General features: G+C 54.6%; 13 protein-coding genes and 1 pseudogene. 4 read left to right on the top strand and 10 right to left on the bottom strand.

Annotation, left to right across the window (positions count from 1 at the left end):
- Positions 1-270: 270 nt before the first annotated feature.
- A complete protein-coding gene (locus tag JW953_20360; protein MBN1995059.1) occupies positions 271-513 on the bottom strand; it encodes a hypothetical protein in 243 nt (80 codons plus the stop codon).
- 16 nt (positions 514-529) lie between these two features.
- Positions 530-733: a hypothetical protein gene (locus tag JW953_20365; GenBank protein MBN1995060.1), complete on the bottom strand. Its 204-nt coding sequence runs from the start codon at positions 731-733 to the stop codon at positions 530-532.
- A gap of 252 nt (positions 734-985) precedes the next feature.
- On the opposite strand from JW953_20365, the gene JW953_20370 reads away from it, so the two are divergent.
- From JW953_20370 to JW953_20385, 4 genes and pseudogenes are all read left to right on the top strand, one after another.
- A complete protein-coding gene (locus JW953_20370) occupies positions 986-2,110 on the top strand; it encodes a hypothetical protein (GenBank protein MBN1995061.1) in 1,125 nt (374 codons plus the stop codon).
- A gap of 25 nt (positions 2,111-2,135) precedes the next feature.
- Positions 2,136-2,795: a hypothetical protein gene (locus JW953_20375; GenBank protein MBN1995062.1), complete on the top strand. Its 660-nt coding sequence runs from the start codon at positions 2,136-2,138 to the stop codon at positions 2,793-2,795.
- 227 nt (positions 2,796-3,022) lie between these two features.
- Positions 3,023-3,477: pseudogene (locus JW953_20380) on the top strand (hypothetical protein).
- Positions 3,474-3,695, top strand: coding sequence for a hypothetical protein (locus tag JW953_20385; protein MBN1995063.1), 222 nt, complete (start codon positions 3,474-3,476; stop codon positions 3,693-3,695). The pseudogene JW953_20380 and the gene JW953_20385 overlap by 4 nt, the downstream one beginning before the upstream one ends.
- A 321-nt stretch (positions 3,696-4,016) precedes the next feature.
- On the opposite strand, the gene JW953_20390 is transcribed toward JW953_20385, so the two are convergent.
- From JW953_20390 to JW953_20425, 8 genes are all read right to left on the bottom strand, one after another.
- Entirely contained in the window at positions 4,017-8,171 is a 4,155-nt protein-coding gene (locus JW953_20390; GenBank protein ID MBN1995064.1) for a DUF11 domain-containing protein, read from the bottom strand.
- A gap of 77 nt (positions 8,172-8,248) precedes the next feature.
- Positions 8,249-10,900 carry a VCBS repeat-containing protein gene (locus tag JW953_20395; protein MBN1995065.1) on the bottom strand — a complete coding sequence of 884 codons (2,652 nt, stop codon included), beginning with the start codon at positions 10,898-10,900 and terminating at the stop codon, positions 8,249-8,251.
- 178 nt (positions 10,901-11,078) lie between these two features.
- Positions 11,079-11,744 (bottom strand): response regulator transcription factor, encoded by a 666-nt coding sequence (locus tag JW953_20400; GenBank protein ID MBN1995066.1) that lies wholly within the window; start codon positions 11,742-11,744, stop codon positions 11,079-11,081.
- Positions 11,745-11,827: 83 nt separating this feature from the next.
- Entirely contained in the window at positions 11,828-14,446 is a 2,619-nt protein-coding gene (locus JW953_20405) for a HAMP domain-containing protein (GenBank protein MBN1995067.1), read from the bottom strand.
- A 75-nt stretch (positions 14,447-14,521) separates the two neighbouring features.
- Positions 14,522-14,752, bottom strand: a complete 231-nt coding sequence (locus JW953_20410) for a hypothetical protein (protein MBN1995068.1) — start codon at positions 14,750-14,752, stop codon at positions 14,522-14,524.
- Positions 14,753-14,755: 3 nt separating this feature from the next.
- A complete protein-coding gene (locus tag JW953_20415) occupies positions 14,756-15,172 on the bottom strand; it encodes a response regulator transcription factor (protein MBN1995069.1) in 417 nt (138 codons plus the stop codon).
- Positions 15,173-15,273: 101 nt separating this feature from the next.
- Positions 15,274-15,927, bottom strand: a complete 654-nt coding sequence (locus JW953_20420) for a response regulator transcription factor (GenBank protein ID MBN1995070.1) — start codon at positions 15,925-15,927, stop codon at positions 15,274-15,276.
- Between the two features lie 6 nt (positions 15,928-15,933).
- Positions 15,934-18,672: a GAF domain-containing protein gene (locus JW953_20425; protein ID MBN1995071.1), complete on the bottom strand. Its 2,739-nt coding sequence runs from the start codon at positions 18,670-18,672 to the stop codon at positions 15,934-15,936.
- Between the last annotated feature and the right edge of the window lie 164 nt (positions 18,673-18,836).

An 18,836-nucleotide genomic window follows, 5' to 3' on the forward strand; every position in this document is an offset into this window, starting at 1 on the left:
AAGAGGTGTAGAGAGGATAATTGATGGAAACGTTACTCGAAGAAGACCTTCACTGGTGGTAGTGGTCACAATCGACACGCCTGGTTGGTCTTGAGTACCAAGTTGGGGCTTAAAATTGACTACCCCGCCATAAAAAAGCCGGCTGGTTAGGCCGGCTTTTTTATTTTTAAGAAACCAGGCCAACTTACTCAAACTGAATTGTATCTGGTGTTGTTAGTTCGGGCAGCGTGGCTTGATGAAAGGGAGCAGGCAACTGGCTGGTCATGGCCTTTAACCGGCGCTGAGAGTCGGGAGATGGTTGGTATAGCCCGTGATCATCGCTTGACGATATCGCCTCAACTGTTGTAACACCTGATAGGAAGCCTGGCTGATGAATAGCTCGGTTTCTTGCGTTTCAGCCGTTTGCCAAAATAACAAAGCGCCCGTCTCCAGAGGGGAGAGCGGACGCCGATGTCCATGGTGTAGCCCGCTCAGGGTATAGCGGATAACATTTTTATCGAGCAGGCAACGCATCAGAGCGAACCGGTTGTTAGTAATTATTCATTTTCTGCTCAGCAATAAGATGCGCTTCTTGCCACAATTGGTCCTGCTCTGTCTCAGGTAAAGCAAAAAATTCAGCCACGGTTTGCAGCAACATGGCCTTTTCCTGCCGGTTAAAGGAGCGGATCAGTCGGGCTACCTTTTCTATCGGCGCAGCCAGTTCGGCTTGATATTTCTTGGGATTCGCCACCATAGTTTCACTCCTTTTTCTTGAGGAGATTATAAGTCCTGACAGGAAGCGCGTCAAACCCCATCGATGTTTTTCATGTAAACTAACGCTGAATGACTTATTGCCATCCCCGGTTTCCGCTCTGGCAATGCTGATTACTCCTTACAATTTGAGTAATGGTGAAAGAGTGCGTATACTCTTGGCGGTGGTTGCGCCAGATGCCACGTCAGTCATAGATGATCATCGTAAAAGATTTTTTTCTCGAAAGGTATACCTGTGAGCGAATACCAATACTACGAATTTCGAGCCATGGATCGTCCCCTGACCGAAGAAGAACAGGTTGCCGTTGGCAAGTTGTCCAGCCGGGTAGACCTGTCACCGACCCACGCCATTTTTGTTTATAATTACAGCGATTTTCCAGCCCGGGCCGAAGAAATTTTGGACAAATACTTCGATGCAATGCTCTATATGGCCAATTGGGGGAGCTGTCAATTAATGTTTCGCTTTCCCCAGAATATGATTGACCTTGAACAGGTCAAAGCGTATTGCGTCCCGGCTATCATTGACGAGTTTATTTCGTTTACCAAAAAAGGCGATTACGTTGTCCTCAATATCGAGTGGCATGAAGAAGAAGCGGAGTGGGGTTGGATTGAAGGCGAAGGCTGGTTGCCCCGGCTCATGGGTCTGCGGGATGATATTTTGCGGGGCGATTACCGGCTGTTGTACCTGGCCTGGTTAAAAGCCATCACTCTGGATGAAGAGATTCTGGATGAAGTAGAAGAACCGCCTGTACCGGCGGGGCTGCGCCAACTATCGGCGGAATTACGCACTTTTGTTGAGCTGTTTGAGCTTGACGAACATTTGGTTGCCGCAGCCGCCGAGGCCAGCGGCAGCCCGAAAAATGTGAGCGAAGCCCAATTGCGGCAGGCCATTGGACAACTTTCAACCGAAACCCGCGAAACCTGGCTATTGCGCCTGGCCCAGGGCGAACCGCAACTTTCGGTGGCTTTCAACCGGGAATTGCTCAAGTTGATGGAGCAGCCCCAACAAGCGCCGTTGTCTCGTCGCACCATTGGCGACCTATTTGCCGCCACCGACCGAATGCAAAAAGAGGCGCAAGACAAACGGGCAGCAGAAGCCCGGGCCAGGCATTTGAAAAAGATGGAATCCCTGGCCGCGCAAGAGAGCCGGCTCTGGCAGGACGTAATCAACCTGATTGAACAGAAAAGCGGCAAATCCTACGATCAAGCGGTTGTACATCTGCTTGACTTGCGCGACTTGGCCCAGTACCAGGAGCAACAATCCGTCTTCCAGTCCCGACTGAACAAGGTTTACCAAGATTGCCGCCACCTTTCGGGCTTATTAAGACGCTTGCGTAACGCCAAGTTGTACGATCTGTAAGCACTTATCCCAGGAGTATGACCCGATGGACAAATCAGCTTTATTTATCCATCTATCTACCCAGGATTCCGCTACTTTGCTGGATTTACTGAGCAAAGCCTACGATCATCTGGACCATGACCAACGCCGGTGGGTCTTCGGTGAACTGGCCGAGACCTTACCGCCCCGGTCAGTTGACGGCGAAAAACTTTTGGCCGAAATTGAACAATTCCAGAAAGAGTCGCTGGCCGGAGCATATTACGCCCCCTTCAATATCAATTCTAAAAACTATATGCATATTCCCGCGGAAACCGAGGATTGGTTTGAAGAACTCAGCGATTTCCTCAAAGCGGCAACCCAGTTGACCCAACAAGGGGACCATCTGCAAGCCGTTGCCTGCTTTAAAATACTATATCAATTGATTGATACAATGGAACAGGGTGAGGAAATTGTTTTTGCCGATGAATTGGGCAGTTGGATGATCCAGGGCGACCAAAAAGCGTATGTGGCTGCCTATCTCTCCTCACTGGCGGCGATAGCCACGCCGGAGGAATTTGCCGCCACTGCAGCTTGGCTGATAAAACGCGACAGCTATCAATCGTTCTCGGACCAGGTTTACCCCACCGCCCTTCGTCTGGCGAACGACACCCAAAAAGAACATCTGGAAGCGGAATTACAACGCCACCAGATACGGACAAGCAGATAGAACAAAATTAGCTTCAGTTCTCGCTGGGTGCAAATAATTTGTAATCAATCTCGCTTAACCCTTTTGTGCTATCTACTGGCCTGGGCCGGCTGGCGCTGTGAGCTTGCTACAACCAGTCTAACCGACTGGCAATTCTATTTTTAACGGTAGAGAATTTTTACATACGCCCGGTAAATGGTTACAATAACTATGGTAAAATAGACAGCTTGATCATTAGGAGGTAGGGCTTGACCACAGCTCAAAGAATTTATCTTGATGTGTGCTGCTTGAATCGCCCATTTGACGACCAGAGTCAAGAACGGATTCGGTTGGAATCAGAGGCAATTATTCTCATCATATCGCGGCTGCAAAGTGGAGGTTGGGTATGGTTGGGCAGCGACGCTATAGATTATGAGGTTGACCAGACACCCGACCCTGAAAGACAGCGCCGGGTCAGGGTATTGGCTACGGCTATTCAGCACTCGGTCCCGCTCACACAAACTGAAGCGGCAAGAGCGCAAGAACTGCAATCGCTTGGATTAAACAATGGGATGCGCTGCATCTGGCCTGCGCCGAAAGTGGACAGGTTGATGTTTTTTTGACCACGGATGATAAACTTCTGCGCCTGGCCCGCCAGGTGAGAACCCAATTAAAGGTGCGGGTAGAAAACCCGTTAACCTGGCTTACGGAGATAACAGAATGATTACAACTGCAACGCCTTTAGATGAAATTCGGCAAGTGGGCTTAAAAGCGCTATTAGAACGCTTGGGGCCTGTCGGTATGATCCGCTTTTTACAGCAATATGAAACTGGCTACGGTAACTACACTGCCGAGCGTGACACCTGGCTCACCGAAACTGACGATCTGGAAAAGCTGGTAGCCAAAATTCAACAAACACGCCAAACCGGGCTAGAAGAATAAGGAATTTGTAAGCAGATACGCAACGATTAGCTCCGCTTAACCCTTTTGTGCTGTCCACCGGCCTGGGGTAGAATACGGCCAAATTCTACAAACAAAAGGTATCATTAAATGACGTCACAACACCCCCCCATTGCCGACATTCCCATCCCCGAGACTATCCCGGAAGATTCTCATTGGTGGTAGTGGTCACAATCGACATGCCGGATTGATTCTGAGTGCCCGGCTGGTGCTTTGAACTTGCCCCACCAGCAAAAAGCCGGCCTAACCGACCGGCTTTTTTATATCTACTTGCCCCACACTCAACTTGTAACGATGATGTCCTTACTTCCCCTTGAGCACAACCGGCAGGTAAACGCGATGGCCACTACTACTGTCGCCAACACTAAGCACAAAGGTGGCCGGACTAACCGGATTGCTGGCATTGCCCGCCGCATCATAGGCTGACACCGTCCAGGTGTAAACACCGTCGGGTAAATTGTTGGCGGGGGTGTAGTTGGATTGAGCCACGGTGATGCTACCCACCGCTTGCAGGCTCAAGCTATCACCGCTGGTGGTCATCACCAGGGTGTAGCCAACCACACCTTCATTATCGGTGGCGTCGGCCCAATCAAATAACGGGCGAGGCGTAGTGACCGTGATACCCTGGGTGGGCGTAATCAACGCGCTGGCCGGATTAGAGAAGATGGGAGGCTGATTGTCAATCACCAACACGCCTATCCCGCTGCTGTTGTTGCCAGGATTGCCATCCGTGTTGGTAAGTGTAATAGTGGCCATGTTGGTAAATGTACCCGCTGCCAGGGGATCGCTGAGCACGCCGGTGAGGGTGATAACACCGCCTTGTCCCGGAGCCAGGTTTTGCACGTTCCAGGCAAAGTCGGGCGCACTGCCAGTTTGGGTGATAACCACTCCGCTGCTGCCCACAATCGTGGGGTTGGTTACACTAACCGGCACGCTATCAACAATGACCACCCCGGTAGCGGTATCGAGGCCGGCGTTGCTAAAGGTCAAGGTATAGGTGATGGTTCCCCCCGGAACAGCCAAACCCGGATGGGCCGACTTGGTAATGACTACATCTGCCGCCACCCGGCCCAGGGTATAATAGCCGTCCTGCAAGGTAGCGTTGGGAACGATAAATTGTACTTGGTTATTACTGACAGTAGCCGGAAGGCCAGTGTTAGAGAAGCTATAGGGATCGGTGGCGCTGTAAAGCAAGGCATAATTACTATCGGGAACGCCACTGATTCCCCCTTCACCAAAGTCAAAACTCAGTTGCGCCTCTACGCCATTAGCACTGGTTTTATCAATGTACCATACTCGCTGCCAGCGCATCGTCACGCCGGTAGCCCCATTGGTGATGATACCATTGACATCTTCTTTATGCCCGGCCAAAACGTACTCGCCATTGTCCAGGGTATTGCCGCTTTCTCGAATGACCAATCCGGCTGAGTGAGCTTCGGTGTGATCACCATCCGATTCTTGGCCGATACCGGCCACATCCAGATCATAATCCCTGTTGAGGGAAATATCACCTTCATATTTGTCGCCAGTAGTGAGGGGAATGTTGTACTTGGCGCTCAAGTAATTTTCTACCAGCGTGCGCTGGGCGCTGTTGAGAATTGAGTTGTAGATGATTACTTCGGCCATGCTGCCATTCAAAGGATAGCCAAGTCCCTGGCGCATCCCCAGCAGCAAGGCTGTGTTGTCGGCGCTGCGGCTATCACTTGTAGTCCGGTCGCTGCTCTCGCTGCCGTCGGCGCAGACAACTCCGGCATAAGCCGGGGTTAGGGCAGGGTCTACCCGCGCTGCGACCAGGTGGGGGCTGCCGTTTGTATACGCCCCATCTCCCCCTATATCGCTGGCGCTGCCTCCACCGCTGTAATCTTTGGGGATAAAGCGTGCCCCCTGGCCGCCGTTAAGATGAAGTTCAAATTGGGCCAGTCCCCCGCCGGTCAAAAACTGGATGGCCCCGTTTGACGAGCGGAACGCGAGGAACATTTCATAATCCGAATTCAGCAGTCCTAAAGTACCTGGGGCCGACAAGTTCATAAAGTCACTGCTGCCATCAAACTGAAGTTCGGCCTGCCCATTGACCTGATCCGGCTGCCAGGTGGGGCGATTATTCGCGACTGTTTGTATCGCGTGATGACTGTAACCACTCATGTCCCGCCAGCACTGCACCGCGCCGCCAGCGGCTGTTTCGTTGCCCGGCATACAGGCCGCGTCTGTGTACGCGCCCTGACCGGCCCGCAGCCAAAGGGTCAAATTAGAAAGGCTATCCACTTTGCCTACGCCGCCAGGCCCGGTCCCAGGAGGCGAAATGACCGTAACCGTTGCCGCGCTGCTGTTATTGGCCGGGGCAACGTTGATAGTTGTGGTGGTAATGGTGGCGGTATTGACAATTATGCCCAGCGCGGAGGAGACCACCCCGCTGATAGTGATGATACCACCCTGGCCACAACCCAGGTCTTGCACTTGCCAAGCATAATTGGGGCTGGTTTGGGTAATACTTACCCCGCTACTGATAACATGGGTGTTAATGATGCCAGTGGGAATCAGATCGGTGATGACCACGTCGGTGGCAACCAGGTCATTGACATTAGAGAAGGTGAGGGTGTAAGTAATAGGCTCTCCAGATACAACCAGCGTGGGAGTCACCGTTTTGGTCAGGCGTACATCCGCAGGCGGAATCATAACCGCCACCGATCCGGCGATAGGTTCGGTAACCTGCGCCGATGTAAAACTGGCCGTGTTATTGATGACGGTTCCTATCGCCGTGCCGTAATTCACCGTAACCGGAAAAGTGAGTGTGATGCTGGTTCCGGCGGCAACGGTCAGATTACGGCCCAAAACAGGCAGGTCGCCCGAATCATCGGTCAGGGTGGCGCCCGGCTGGAACGGCTCCAGCGTGACCGGTCCGGCAAAAGTGAGATGGCCGGAGAGAGTATCGGAGACAACCGTATTGGTGTAATCAAAGCTGGTCTCGTTAATCACAGAGAGAGTGTAGGTGATGCGCTGGCCCGGCAGGGGAGTTGTATCATCAACTGTTTTACCCAATGCCGCGTCTAACTCCGCTTCGTACGAGCCAATGTCACAAGTAGCCCCTCGCGGACGAGGTGCCCCGCGCTGGTCGGTGCCCGGCGCGCCGGTGCAAGTGCCTGCGTCAATGGCCGGGCTGTTGGACAGCAGGGCATGGGTTGGGGTGTCACCGCCGTTATCGGCCAAAGAAAGCAGTTGGGGGTCGCTGGATGAATAGGGAGAACCACAGCCGTTATTGTTTTCAATTAAGTTTCTATTGTCGGTGGGCGCAGTGATCGTGCCGCCGTTGTTGTAACAATCGGTGCCACCGGTCGGGGTATCAGCCAGAATGGTGTTTTTTAGAGTCAGGCTGGCCGTGCCGGTATCCTGATAATTGTAAATGCCCCCACCGCCCGCGCTGGTGACAGTGTTGGCGGCAAAAGTAGCATTGACCACCATGACCGCGCCATTGTAATTAAAAATGCCGCCTCCCAAACCACCGCCGCTATAGACACCACTGCCGCCTTGAGCCGTATTGCCGGAAAAAGTACTGTTGGTAATATTCACCGTGCCGCCGTGGTTAAAAATAGCTCCCCCCAAACCGGCGCCACCACCACCGCCATTATCGCCGCCATTGCCGCCGCCAAAACCAGCCGCGCCGCCGCCATCATCACTGCCGCCGCCGCCGCCGCCAAAACCGCCCGCGCCGCCATTAGACCAGGCTCCCCCCCCGCCGCCGCCAAAACCACCGGCACCACCAGCGTTCATGCCACCACCGCCACCACCGCCGATGCCGCCCGCGCCACCGACGACCCAACTGCCACTGCCACCGTTGACCCCGCCACCGTTGCCGGCATTGCTGAGGCCGTTACCACCAAGCCCGCCGCCGCCGCCGCCCGCAGAATCACCATCGCCATAATTGCCGCCGCCATGACCGCCCTGGGCTACATTGCCGGTCAGCGTACTTCCGGTAATGGTCAGCGTGCCGCGGTTAAAAATAGCGCCGCCAAGACCTGCCGCGCCGCCGCCGCCGTTATAACCTCCCCCTAAACCGCCGCTGCCACCTTGAGCCAAGCCGTTGGAAAGGGTCAGATTCTCTAATGTCAGGCTGCCACTGGCGGATACGTAAAACAGGCGGAACGTACCGCTGCCGCGGGTGATGGTAGCGCCGTTGCCAGCCAGGGTGATAGAACTGGTGACAGGCGGCAGGCCGACAGGCCCGTAACCATCCGGGTCGGCGGCGGAGGGCGCGGTCAGGGTGTAAGTGCAACCGGCCTGCAAATTGATAGTGTCGGCCTCGCCGTTGCTATTGGCCGTATTAATGGCAGTGATGAGATCATCAACGTTACAACTTGTCACATCAATGGTCGCTGCGTAAACGGCCGGAGGCCAATAAAAGCTCATCATTGTAAAAATTGAGGTTAGAGTTGCCAAGATGTATCGTACTACACTTTTGTTCATTTTTAATCTTCCTGGATTGGTTTTCAGTAAAACTTGCCTGCGTCCCTTATAAAGACTCGTGGTGACATAACTGTCACTTACTTTTTATTAGCCATCACCGATCTGGAGATGATGGGCAGATAAACAGCAGGGGTATCGTCCGGCTGGCCGCCAACGGTGGTGGTCGCGGTTGCGGTGTTGTTGGACATCTGCGGATCGGGCACATAACCGGTCACAATGGCGACGTTGGCGATTGTTCCGGTTTGTTTTTGCGCTACGACAACCCGGAAGGTAACTGTAGCCGCCTGGCCGGCAGCCATGCTACCCAGGTCGCACACCAGTCCGTCCGCAAAGCTACACGCTCCCCGGCTGGCGCTAAAGAACGGGTCAGGCGGGCCAGCCTGATAGTGATTGACGATCTCGGCGGCTGACAGGGCGCGGCTAAAGAGGCCCACCTCGTCAAGCCGGCCCGCGAAAGGATACGAGCCATCGCTGCGTTGGCCAATTGAAAACGGAGCGGTATTGGCGGTCAGATCCGCGGCGCCGCTGATGTTGGTCCGGCTGATCGCCAGCGTGCCGTTGTGATAGATGTAGGCCGCGTCGCCGGTGTAGACGACGGCCACGTGGTTCCAGCCGGTTTGGATCACGCCCGGCGCGTCCACGCTCGTGGCCGAGTAGCCGGCCGGGATGAAGCGCAGCCCGTTGACGCCGGCCCCGCCGCCAGTGTGAATTTCGAATGCTTCGTACCCCTTGCCGATCAAAAACTGAACATCGTCCGTGCCCACGCCGTCCCACTGGAACCAGGCGCTCAGCGTGAAGCGGGGTGTCTTGAAGGCGGGCGCGTCGGGCGCGGTCAGAAATTGTCCTCCATCAAACCGGACGGCGTTGGCGTACCGCCCCGTTACGCCCGCCGTGGGGCAGGCACCCGCGGTGCAGGTGGCGTGGTTACCAAACCCCGAGGCGTCGGAAAAGGTGGTGGCGCCGGCCGGTTCATCCAGGTGCAGCCAGAACACGGGATCAACAAATGTTGTCCCGGCCGGCGGGGTGTCGGTGAGCTTCACCCAGCCGATGGCGTCGTCGGGACCGTGATTGGTGACAACCAGGGTGTAGGTCAGATATGCGCCGGGCGCTACAAGGGGAGGATCGGCGCGTTTGCTTACGGCCAGATTCGCCGCCCAACCGATGGCGCAGGCATCATTACAATACACGTGAGAGATGTACTCGTCCTCCTGCCCATTCCAGTGCGCGCCGGCCAGTAAAATATCCAAATCGTCATCATTGTCGTAATCGCCCCAACGGGCCGAGCTTTTACCCACGGCGGCCAGGCCGGCCCCGATGTCGGTAAAAGCACGACCACCCGGAGTCGAGTCGTTGCGGTAAATATGGGGCGCGGACGGCCAGCAGGAATCTATGCCCGAGAGCAAAATGTCCAGGTCGCCGTCGTTGTCGTAGTCGCCCCAATCTACGGAACCCTTATAAATCCCGGTGAGGCCGGCGTTGATATTGGTAAAACTGCGCCCGCCTGGCGTTGAGTCGTTGCGATACACCTGGGCCAGAAGAGTGTCGCCGGCGTCTCTGCCTGACAGCAAAATATCCAGGTCGCCGTCGTTGTCATAATCACCCCAGGCCACCGCGCCATAGTCTACGCCCGGCAATCCGGCCCCAATATCGGTAAAACTATCTCCGCCGTTATTACGGTAGACACCGGACAGGGAGTTGTAGTTGTTGTCCACGCCTGCCAGCAAGATATCCAAATCGCCGTCGTTGTCGTAATCACCCCAGGCCACCACGCTATCGTCTACGCCCGGCAGCCCGACATTGACGCCGGTAAATATCCGCCCTGCGCCCGGCGCGGGGTCATTGCGGTAGAGGCGGGACACATGCGCGTAACCGGAATCCTGCCCGGTCAATAAAATATCCAGATCGCCGTCGTTGTCGTAATCGCCCCAGGCTACCGCGCTGTAGTCCACACCGGTTAGCGCCGCGCTGGCCGCGGTATCCGCCTTAAATACGCCGTTATCGTTGCGGTACACCGTGGCCATGCGGTTGTTGTTAAAACCGCTGCCGGCGTCACCGGTGAGCAAGATGTCCAGGTCGCCGTCGTTATCGTAATCGCCCCAGGCCGCGGCAGCGCCATAACGCACGTTGGGCAGCGCGGCGCCAGCGACGGTATCGGCGATTAAAAGGCCTTGGTCATTGCGGTAGAGTGTGGTTTCACCGCTGGTGGGGGCATTATTGCCAAAGAGCAGCGCGTCCAGGTCGCCGTCGTTGTCGTAATCGCCCCAGGCCGCACTTAGAATGCCCGCTAAATTGATCCCACTATCCGCAAAAGTGGGCGCAACACTGCGAGAGAATACCTTGCCGGCCGTAAACTGCCACTGGGTAGCTGACAGCGGCGCGGTGCCGGTGATATTCAGCGTGCCGGTGGTCGCAATCACGTACACCAATTCGCCTTGATGGAAGGCGCGGGAGGGGGTAAAGGTAATGGTTCCGCCACTGACGCCGTAGCTTTCTGTGAGCACGCCGCTGTGCATTGCGTGGATCACAAAGGTGCGGCTGGTGACCGTGGCCGCGTCCATCGGCTCGTCGTAGGTAGTGGAAACCGTTGTGGTCAACGGGGCGCTGTGGCTGTTGCGAGCCGGGTTGAGGATAGGGTTGCCCGGCGCGGCCAGGCTGCTAAAGACAATGGCCAGGGTTAAGATCAAGCCCAGACTGAAACTTAACACCATAAAGAGTTGTTTGTTTTTCATCGGTTTTTTCCTTTTTGTAGTAAAGACAAAGATCTCATTCAATTATAAACCGATTAGGGGTACAAAAATTTACTTGGTTGGGTACAAAAATTTACTGTTTTTGGCGGGCAATTTGTGTGTCTCTAGGAATATTTTGGGGATGGTTCAGGTTCTGAACCATCCCAATATAAAAAACAGTTTATTGGTCGGGATTAAGGTCGGCCCAGCCCCGGCGTAGAGCCATGAGGGCAGCCTGGGTGCGGTTGTTGACGTGGAGTTTGCGGTAAATTTCGCGCAGGCGGTTAGCGACAGTGCTTTCGGAAATGCACAATTGCAGGGCGATGTCTCTGTTCTCCTCGCCCGCGGCCACCAGGCGCAGCACGTCCATTTCGCCCTCGTTCAATTCTTCCGTATCGCCGGGTTGGGCGGCCAGTTGGTTGAGCCGCCGGAACTCTTCCAGCACCCTGGCTGCCATGCCGGGGTCAAGCAAGGCTTCGCCGCGATGGACGGCCCGGATGGCTTGCACCAATTCTTGCCCGTCAATATCTTTGAGCAGGTAGCCGCGCGCGCCGGCCTTAATGGCCTCAAACACGTAGCGGTCTTGCCGGTACATGGTGAGAATAATCACGCCGACCGAAGGGGCACATTCGGTGATCAGGCTGGTGGCCTGCACGCCGTCCAAAATGGGCATCTGAATATCCATAAGGATGATATCGGGCTGCAACTGGCAGGCCAGGTCAACGGCTTGTTGGCCGTTTTTGGCCTCTCTCACCACTTCAAAATTGCCCAATTGTTCACAAATCTGGCGCAAGCCTTGTCGAAAAAGCCGATGGTCGTCGGCCAGCAAGACGCGGATGTTTGGCATAACTAACCTCCTCTGAAAATAGTGTCAAGTGCCGGGTAGAAATTCATTATCAACAAAAAATTTCAATGTTGGCCCTTAAAGGCCTATACTTTAGACAAGGGCAAGCTGATTTTAAGCTCTGTGCCCTGGCCCGGTTGGCTGTGTAATAAAAATGTGCCCTGCAAATTCTCTACGCGCTCGCGCATTTGCGGCAAGCCCAGGTGACCATGCCGGACGAATTGGTTCAGGCCGGACAGGTCAAACCCAAGACCATCGTCTCGTATTTGCAGGGTCACGCTGTTGCCTGCTGCCAGGTTAAGATTAATCCAAACCGTATTGGCCCGGGCATGTTTGCTGACGTTGTGCATGGCTTCCTGGATAATCCGAAAAAGCACCAGTTCCAACGATGCCGGCAGGTTGTCCGGCGATCCCAAAACACATAAATCAACGCGCAACTGGTTTTGCTCGCCAAAGTCGCTGGTAAAGCGTTGCAGCGCGGGATAAAAGCCTAACTCCTCCAGGTCAATCGGCCGCAGGGCAAAAATGGAACGCCGCACGTCTTGGATGCTTGCGCTCAACATCGTCTGCATTTGCTCCAGTTCAGCGTGCATTTTTGCCGGGTCTTGCGCCAACAGCGCTTGCCACAGGCTGGCTCGCATGCGCAGCGAGGCTAGGTTTTGGGCCAAACCATCGTGAATTTCGCGGGCAATGCGGCGGCGCTCTTCGGCGATGGCCTCTTCTTCAGAGTGGCGCTCTTTCTCCACAGTGATGTCTTCTACAATGAGGATACCCTCGTCTGGCCCGGCCACGTCTCCCGTTGCCGCGCTGATGCGGGCTGGGAACAATGCTCCGTTGCGGCGCTGGCTAATGGATTCCAGCACGATTATATTGCCGCTTTGCAGCGCCGCAACAATCTCACGCCTGTCGCGCTCTACCTGGGAGGGGATGATCCGCCCCAGGTCAATGTCGCTAAACTCATCGGCCGACCAGCCATAAATTTTTTGGGCCTGCTGGTTAGCCCTGACGATAGTGGGCGTTGGGCGCGCGCAATCCACCTCAAAAATGCAAAGCGGCGCGTACTCAAACAGGGTGCGGAACCGCGTTTCGCTTTCCCGCAAGTTTGTGGCTGAGGTTTGTAAAGAATGCACCATCTCGTTAAAGGACCGCGTCAGAAAGCCAATCTCGTCCTCAACGCGGACCGGCGCGGTCACGTTCAAATCGCCGGCATTAACCCGCTTGACCGCCTCTAACAAACTCTCCAGCGGTTTGGTGAGGTTGACGCGGAAAAAGACCGGAAAAACAATCAAGACCAACAGGCTGGCGCCAACGATCAAGACGGCCAGGGGCAGTAGCCGTTCGTGGACGTATTCCAAACGCCCCAGAAATTGGCCGCCGACAATTAAGCCGCCGTTCGTGCTGGTAACCAAATTCCGGCTAAAGTGGACTCGCTCGACTTCTAGAGAGGGCCTGCCCGGTAGAAAACCTATAAGCGCGTTAAGGTTGGCGCTAGAATTTGCCGGAATGTCGCGATAGTTGAAGTCAAAAGAGCCATCCCGATGCAGGGTGAGTTGAATGGTATACACCTCTTCTCTGGCGAAGCGGGGTACCTGATCCCAGGTCACAACGACCGACTCGCTGGCCTGGTTGACAAAAACGCCGCCCCCGGCAGAAGGGTCAAAGTCTAACCATAGCGGCGCAATCGTCGGCTGCAAGCCGGCCCAAAATTTGGAGGACTGAGGCGAGCTGCCAAAGACAACGTATCCGTTGGCACTAAGGTGAACCTCCGTCCAGGCTTGGCCGTAGAATGAAAATGCAAACGGCAGTTCCACGACCGTCGAACCATCATCGCTTAACTCCAGGTTTCTACCGAGGTTATTATCCCTGAATTGGAAAGGCGCCGCTGCAAGGTCATAGCCGCCCTGTCCGTTGGGCTGGACGTGAAACGTCAGGCGATCGGTGATGGGTTCGACCGGATAAGCCGCCTGATAAAAAGGTTCAACCACGTATCCCATCAGCCCCAGCACCGCTAACAGGGTCACCAGGGTGATAGAGACCAGCTTGACCATGAATGTAGATTCCTCAGGCACGGCATTAAAATAGACAATTCCTGTGGCAAAAATCATCAAGAGACCGGTTACGGTGTTGGGATAGCCGCTGATACTGCCAGGGAAGAGGAACGCTACAACCACCCCGATGAGGGGGATGAGGCCGGCCAGCATAAAGGCCCTGGTTGCCTGAGCTTTACGACCTTGCGGCATGACGAAACCTTGGAACCATCCCGATCCGGTTTGCCCGGTTGAAAAATATACGGTCCGGCGCAATAGGACAACGATAGCCCAGAACGTTCCCGCCAAAAGGATAGTAGTTACGAGCATATCGCTTCCAGTCAGGTTCCTGCCGGTGGCAACGAAAATGAGATAGGATAGTACATTCCAGACGACAAGCGGGGAGAGCAGAACGGACAAAAATAAGGTTAGCCGGGCTTCACGGCGCAAGTGTGGCGTAGGGCAGGGAAAGTGATAGGCAAACTGGATGAGAGGAATATACACCAGGTATATCGCGTTGCTGATTACCCAACACCAATACCAGGGGGTTTGAAAAAGCGTTTGATCAAAAAACAAGCCTAGCAGCCAGAGTTCTATCAGTATCAAACAGGTGATGAGCCAGGCCGTATCCGGTTTCCGCCTGAGTCGCCACAGAAACCCGATCAGACTCAGGGTCATGATCATTGTGCTTAAGTGGTTAAGAGCCAGGGCCGTTAGATGGAAACCGATCATCGTTTTCTTTTAGGGTTTTTGTTACTTGTCAACCGCCGTAAATATGCCCACCAGGCAGGTGATAATCAATACAACCCAGGCCGCCACACTGCCGTAATCTTCAAAAATAAAGGGCAATACAGCGCCAATGAGCATAAAGACGCCTAAGCCGCGCCCAATTGAACCTTGCACTTTGCGCGTTCGGGTGAGGCTAAATTCACCCTTGATTAAAGCAAACAAACCAAATACGACCAATAGAATAGAAACACACATTTTTTATTCTCCTTTTTCTGTTAGTGATTTAATGTTATTTTTTGATAAGCATGGCGACACGATGCTCTTAATTGCCTCAAAAAATATCTCGGCGGAAAATCCGGCCAGGAAGACGGCATCCGCGCCGGCCTCTTGCGCCCGGCGCTCCTGATCAAATTTATGAGCCAGCACAAAACAACGTATTTGGGGATAGTTGCGTTTGAGGTTTTCCAAAACTTGCCAGGCGTCATCACCGGGCAGATGGGTATCCAACAAGACCAGGGCGGGACAGGACTCCGCAACCAGCTGCAAGCCGGAACGGGCATTGTCCGCCTGCCCGGCAAGGGTGATTTCATTGCCGGCTTGCAACAACACTTGCAGGCTGTCGCGCAGGCGCCCCGGCGGGGCAATGATGAGGGCCGAAGTGCAGTCTGTGTTCATGTCTGTCACATCCTATCACAAAGCAGTTCGGCGTGTAATGGTAAAAATAGGGTTTTTGGATGGTCAAAAATGAGGGTTGGTTGGTCAAAAATGACCAGTTCCTACTCCAAATCGGCCAGGCCCTCCCGGAGGGCATAGAGGGCGGCCTGAGTGCGGTTGGCCAGGTGGAGTTTATCGAGGATACTGCCGACATATTTAGCCACGGTGCGCTTGTGGACGTGGAGCGCGCTCGCAATTTCTTGGTTGGTCATACCCTGGGCAATCAGGCGCAAGGTTTCAAGCTCACGTTTGGTAAGCGGGTCGGTGGTAGCCGGAAGGTCGGAAGGCTGGTCAAGTTCACGCATCACCTTGAGCGCAATCAAGGGATGGAGGGCGGTTTGCCCGCCGGCCACATCGCGGATAGCTTGCAGCAACTGGTCGTGGGTGGAGTCTTTGAGCAAGTAACCCAACGCCCCGGCTTTGATGGCCGGAAATACCCGGCTGTCGTTGGCAAAGCTGGTCAAAACCAAAATACGAGCCTGGGAGTTCATTACCATGATTTCCTCGATGGCTTTCAGGCCGTCCTTGTGGGGCATCACCAAATCCATCAGGATGACATCAGGTTGTAATGTTGCGGCCAGGGCAACGGCCTCCACGCCGTTGGCGGCGCGTCCGGCCAATTCCATATCCGGCTGGGTGGAGATAATTGTGCCCAAGCCTTCTCGCACAACCTCGTGATCGTCGGCAATGAGAATGCGGATTTTTTTTTGCTTCATCGCAACCTACTCCTTACTCCCTATGCCTGCAACCACAACTTTTACTCGCGTCCCTTCTCCCGGCGCGGAGGTGATGTGGAACGTTCCACCAATTCGTTCGGCCCGAGCCTTCATATTGCTCAAACCTAGGCCCCCTTCAGAAACAGCCTGAGGAGCGAAGCCTTGCCCGTTATCCACAACCTCCAAAACCACATGCTCCTCTTCGCTATCAAGGTGGACAGTAACGGCGGTAGCGTGGGCATGTCGCATGGCGTTGTTCAAGGCTTCCTGGGCAATTTGATACAGGTCACGTTGCACCGGCAAGGGCAAAGCCGGGATGTAGTTAACCAGCAAACGAGCCTCCACATCAGACCGGCCTTCAACTGTGGCTAAACGCTGGTGCAGAGCGCCTACCAACCCCTCCTGTTCCAACACCGGCGGGTTCAATTGGTGAACAAACAGGCGCATTTCTTTGAGCGCCCGGCGAGTTGTTTCCCCGATCAGGGTAAAAGTATGGCTGAGATGCTCCGGGGTTAACGGATGGCCTGCCGTGGCGCTTTTGAGTTGGGCCTGCCCGGCTTCGGCCAACGTGACCAGGCCATAGAGCGACTGAGTAATCGAGTCGTGCAAATCACGAGCAATGCGCTGTCGCTCTTCGAGCACAGTCGCCTGTTGAGCCAGTTGGCGCAGGCGGTCGCTCCTCACGGCCAAACCCACCTGGTCGGCAATGGAGGCCAGCAGGGCCACTTCTTCCATGTTGAAGCTTTGCCCCGGCTTGCGGCTCAGGCTCAAAACCCCAAACACTTCTCCGCCAGCCTGAAGCGGCGCCATCAGCAGCGACCAGGGCCCGACCTGGCGGATAGACTTGGGCGCGCGGGAGTCGGCCGTCACATCAGGGATCAGGAGCGGCCGGTGATGCTCAAACACCCAGCCTGTTAGCCCCTGGTCAATCGGGGCAACCTCAAATTGGGCAAAAACATCTACACCCTGCCGAACGGCAATTCGCAATACGGGAGAAGCGGGCGCATCTTCTGATTCATCCAGCAGGTAAATAGCGCCCGCCTCGCTCCGCATCGCCGTCATGGTCTGCGAAAGCGATTCAGCCAGCAAGGCGTCCAGGTTCATAACCTGGCTGGCCACAGCCGAAACCTCGTATAGGGCTGATAACTCGCGGGTTCGGTCGGCCACCCGCTGCTCCAGGGTGATGTTGAGGTCCCGCACCTCAGCCTCAATCCGGTGGCGCTCGGTCATTTCCGTCTTAATGGAAGCTACCATCCGGTTAAAGGAACGGGTCAAAAAACCGATTTCATCCTGGTAGGCGATAGGAACGGTTACATCCAGATTGCCGGTATTGGCCTGTTTGACTCCTGCCAACAGCCGGTCAAGAGGCTTGACCAGATTGGCCCTAAAAAGCAGGGGAAAGAACAGGGTAATAAGCAGGCTGCTACTCACAACTACACCGGTCATCACCAGCCCTTCGCGGCGCATAAGTTGTTGCATATCAGCCAAACTAAAGCCAACCTCGTACTCGAGGTTATCCTCTCCAAAAGTATAACCAACATAGCGGTAAAAACTTCCTCTTGGGGAAAAACTGTAACGCAAAATAAATGACCCGGCTCTGTGGCTGCCCCGCAAAAATCTGGCGGTGTAGTAATCCCACATCGGCCCCAACGACGGCGACTCCGTCTCTCGCAGCCGGTTTTCCTTGATAAAAGAAAGTATATCAAAATTGGTATCACGAGTATAAAGCAGGTAATCACCCCGGCTGCCCGGCGCGTTGTCATCCGCAGGTAACAAAGGTCGGGCCACAACATAAGCCACTGCTTCAGGCATGGCTGCCAAATTACTGCCCAAAATGGCTGCGCGGACAATTTCTACTTGCAACCGGCTTTCTTTTTCACCCTGTAAGGCGGCGGTGTGGATTTCAAATAAGCCAACGGCCCCCAGAATAGCCAACAGCATCACCAGCGAGAAACCGACCAGCTTGACAATCAGACTTGGTTGTTGCTCGGCATGCTCAAAGGTGGCGTACACAATGGCTATCACCATCACCAGGAGGGAAAAACTTATAGCATAAACTTCCAGAGGCGCCGATGTAAGGCCCGTCATAGCGAGGCCCGACACCACCCCTTGCAGCAACCCCAGGGACAACGCCACAGAGAAGTTACGCAATACCCTGGCATACCGGCCTTGAGGTTGCCAAAGAGCAGAGAAGGCCTGTTGCCAACCGGCTCTTGCTTTTTTCTGTTGCAGAGCAAACCGGCGCTCAACTGTTTTTTTGTGGACCAGAATGGTTCGTCGAAGGGTGACGCCAAGCGCAACAAGGAAAGTCAGCGGCATCAGGAAAGGATAGAGGGGGTGCAGGTTCAGGTCAAAGGTTTGATTTACAAAAATCTGGTAAGCAAAATAAAGGCTATAGACCAGGGCAATCACGCTGGCGCCGGCGCCAAATAGCACCGCCAACCGGGATACAAGTGACCGATCTTTTTCAGGAAAATGATACGTAAACAGGATCATGGCCGCCATACCAAAAACGGCAAAGGCATCTTGCGCGGGCCAAAATGCAATTCCCCACAACACAACGCCGGTCGTCACAAACATAGCGACCATGCCCAAGGTGAACCCGCCAAGCACGCCAACCAAAGACCAGGTGGCGGCCGTTTTGTCTTTGAGACGCAGCAAATAAAGGGCGCCGGCCAGCCCGACAATGAACAGCGGCACGCTGACGAAGGTGTAAGGACTTAAGGTGAATTGCCAGGATTCCATAGAGAAAGTCTCTCAAGCCGGAGGAAAAGTGTATCACAAAATATTGAGGGAGGCTATTTTGAGCGGTTCATCTTCAATAGAGTTGTTCCCCAATAAGAAATTGCACAACATATAGGGCACCAAGATCGTATAAAAGCCCTGCATTTAGTAGGTTTTGCTTATTC

Source organism: Anaerolineae bacterium, from assembly GCA_016931895.1.
GTDB lineage: Bacteria > Chloroflexota > Anaerolineae > 4572-78 > J111 > JAFGNV01.

Bases quoted from the DNA above. Each gene is read 5' to 3' on its own strand.
- JW953_20360 (MBN1995059.1), bottom strand. From the start codon at position 513: ATGCGTTGCCTGCTCGATAAAAATGTTATCCGCTATACCCTGAGCGGG.
- JW953_20365 (MBN1995060.1), bottom strand. From the start codon at position 733: ATGGTGGCGAATCCCAAGAAATATCAAGCCGAACTGGCTGCGCCGATA.
- JW953_20375 (MBN1995062.1), top strand. From the start codon at position 2,136: ATGGACAAATCAGCTTTATTTATCCATCTATCTACCCAGGATTCCGCT.
- JW953_20385 (MBN1995063.1), top strand. From the start codon at position 3,474: ATGATTACAACTGCAACGCCTTTAGATGAAATTCGGCAAGTGGGCTTA.
- JW953_20390 (MBN1995064.1), bottom strand. From the start codon at position 8,171: ATGAACAAAAGTGTAGTACGATACATCTTGGCAACTCTAACCTCAATT.
- JW953_20395 (MBN1995065.1), bottom strand. From the start codon at position 10,900: ATGAAAAACAAACAACTCTTTATGGTGTTAAGTTTCAGTCTGGGCTTG.
- JW953_20400 (MBN1995066.1), bottom strand. From the start codon at position 11,744: ATGCCAAACATCCGCGTCTTGCTGGCCGACGACCATCGGCTTTTTCGA.
- JW953_20405 (MBN1995067.1), bottom strand. From the start codon at position 14,446: ATGACCCTGAGTCTGATCGGGTTTCTGTGGCGACTCAGGCGGAAACCG.
- JW953_20410 (MBN1995068.1), bottom strand. From the start codon at position 14,752: ATGTGTGTTTCTATTCTATTGGTCGTATTTGGTTTGTTTGCTTTAATC.
- JW953_20415 (MBN1995069.1), bottom strand. From the start codon at position 15,172: ATGAACACAGACTGCACTTCGGCCCTCATCATTGCCCCGCCGGGGCGC.
- JW953_20420 (MBN1995070.1), bottom strand. From the start codon at position 15,927: ATGAAGCAAAAAAAAATCCGCATTCTCATTGCCGACGATCACGAGGTT.
- JW953_20425 (MBN1995071.1), bottom strand. From the start codon at position 18,672: ATGGAATCCTGGCAATTCACCTTAAGTCCTTACACCTTCGTCAGCGTG.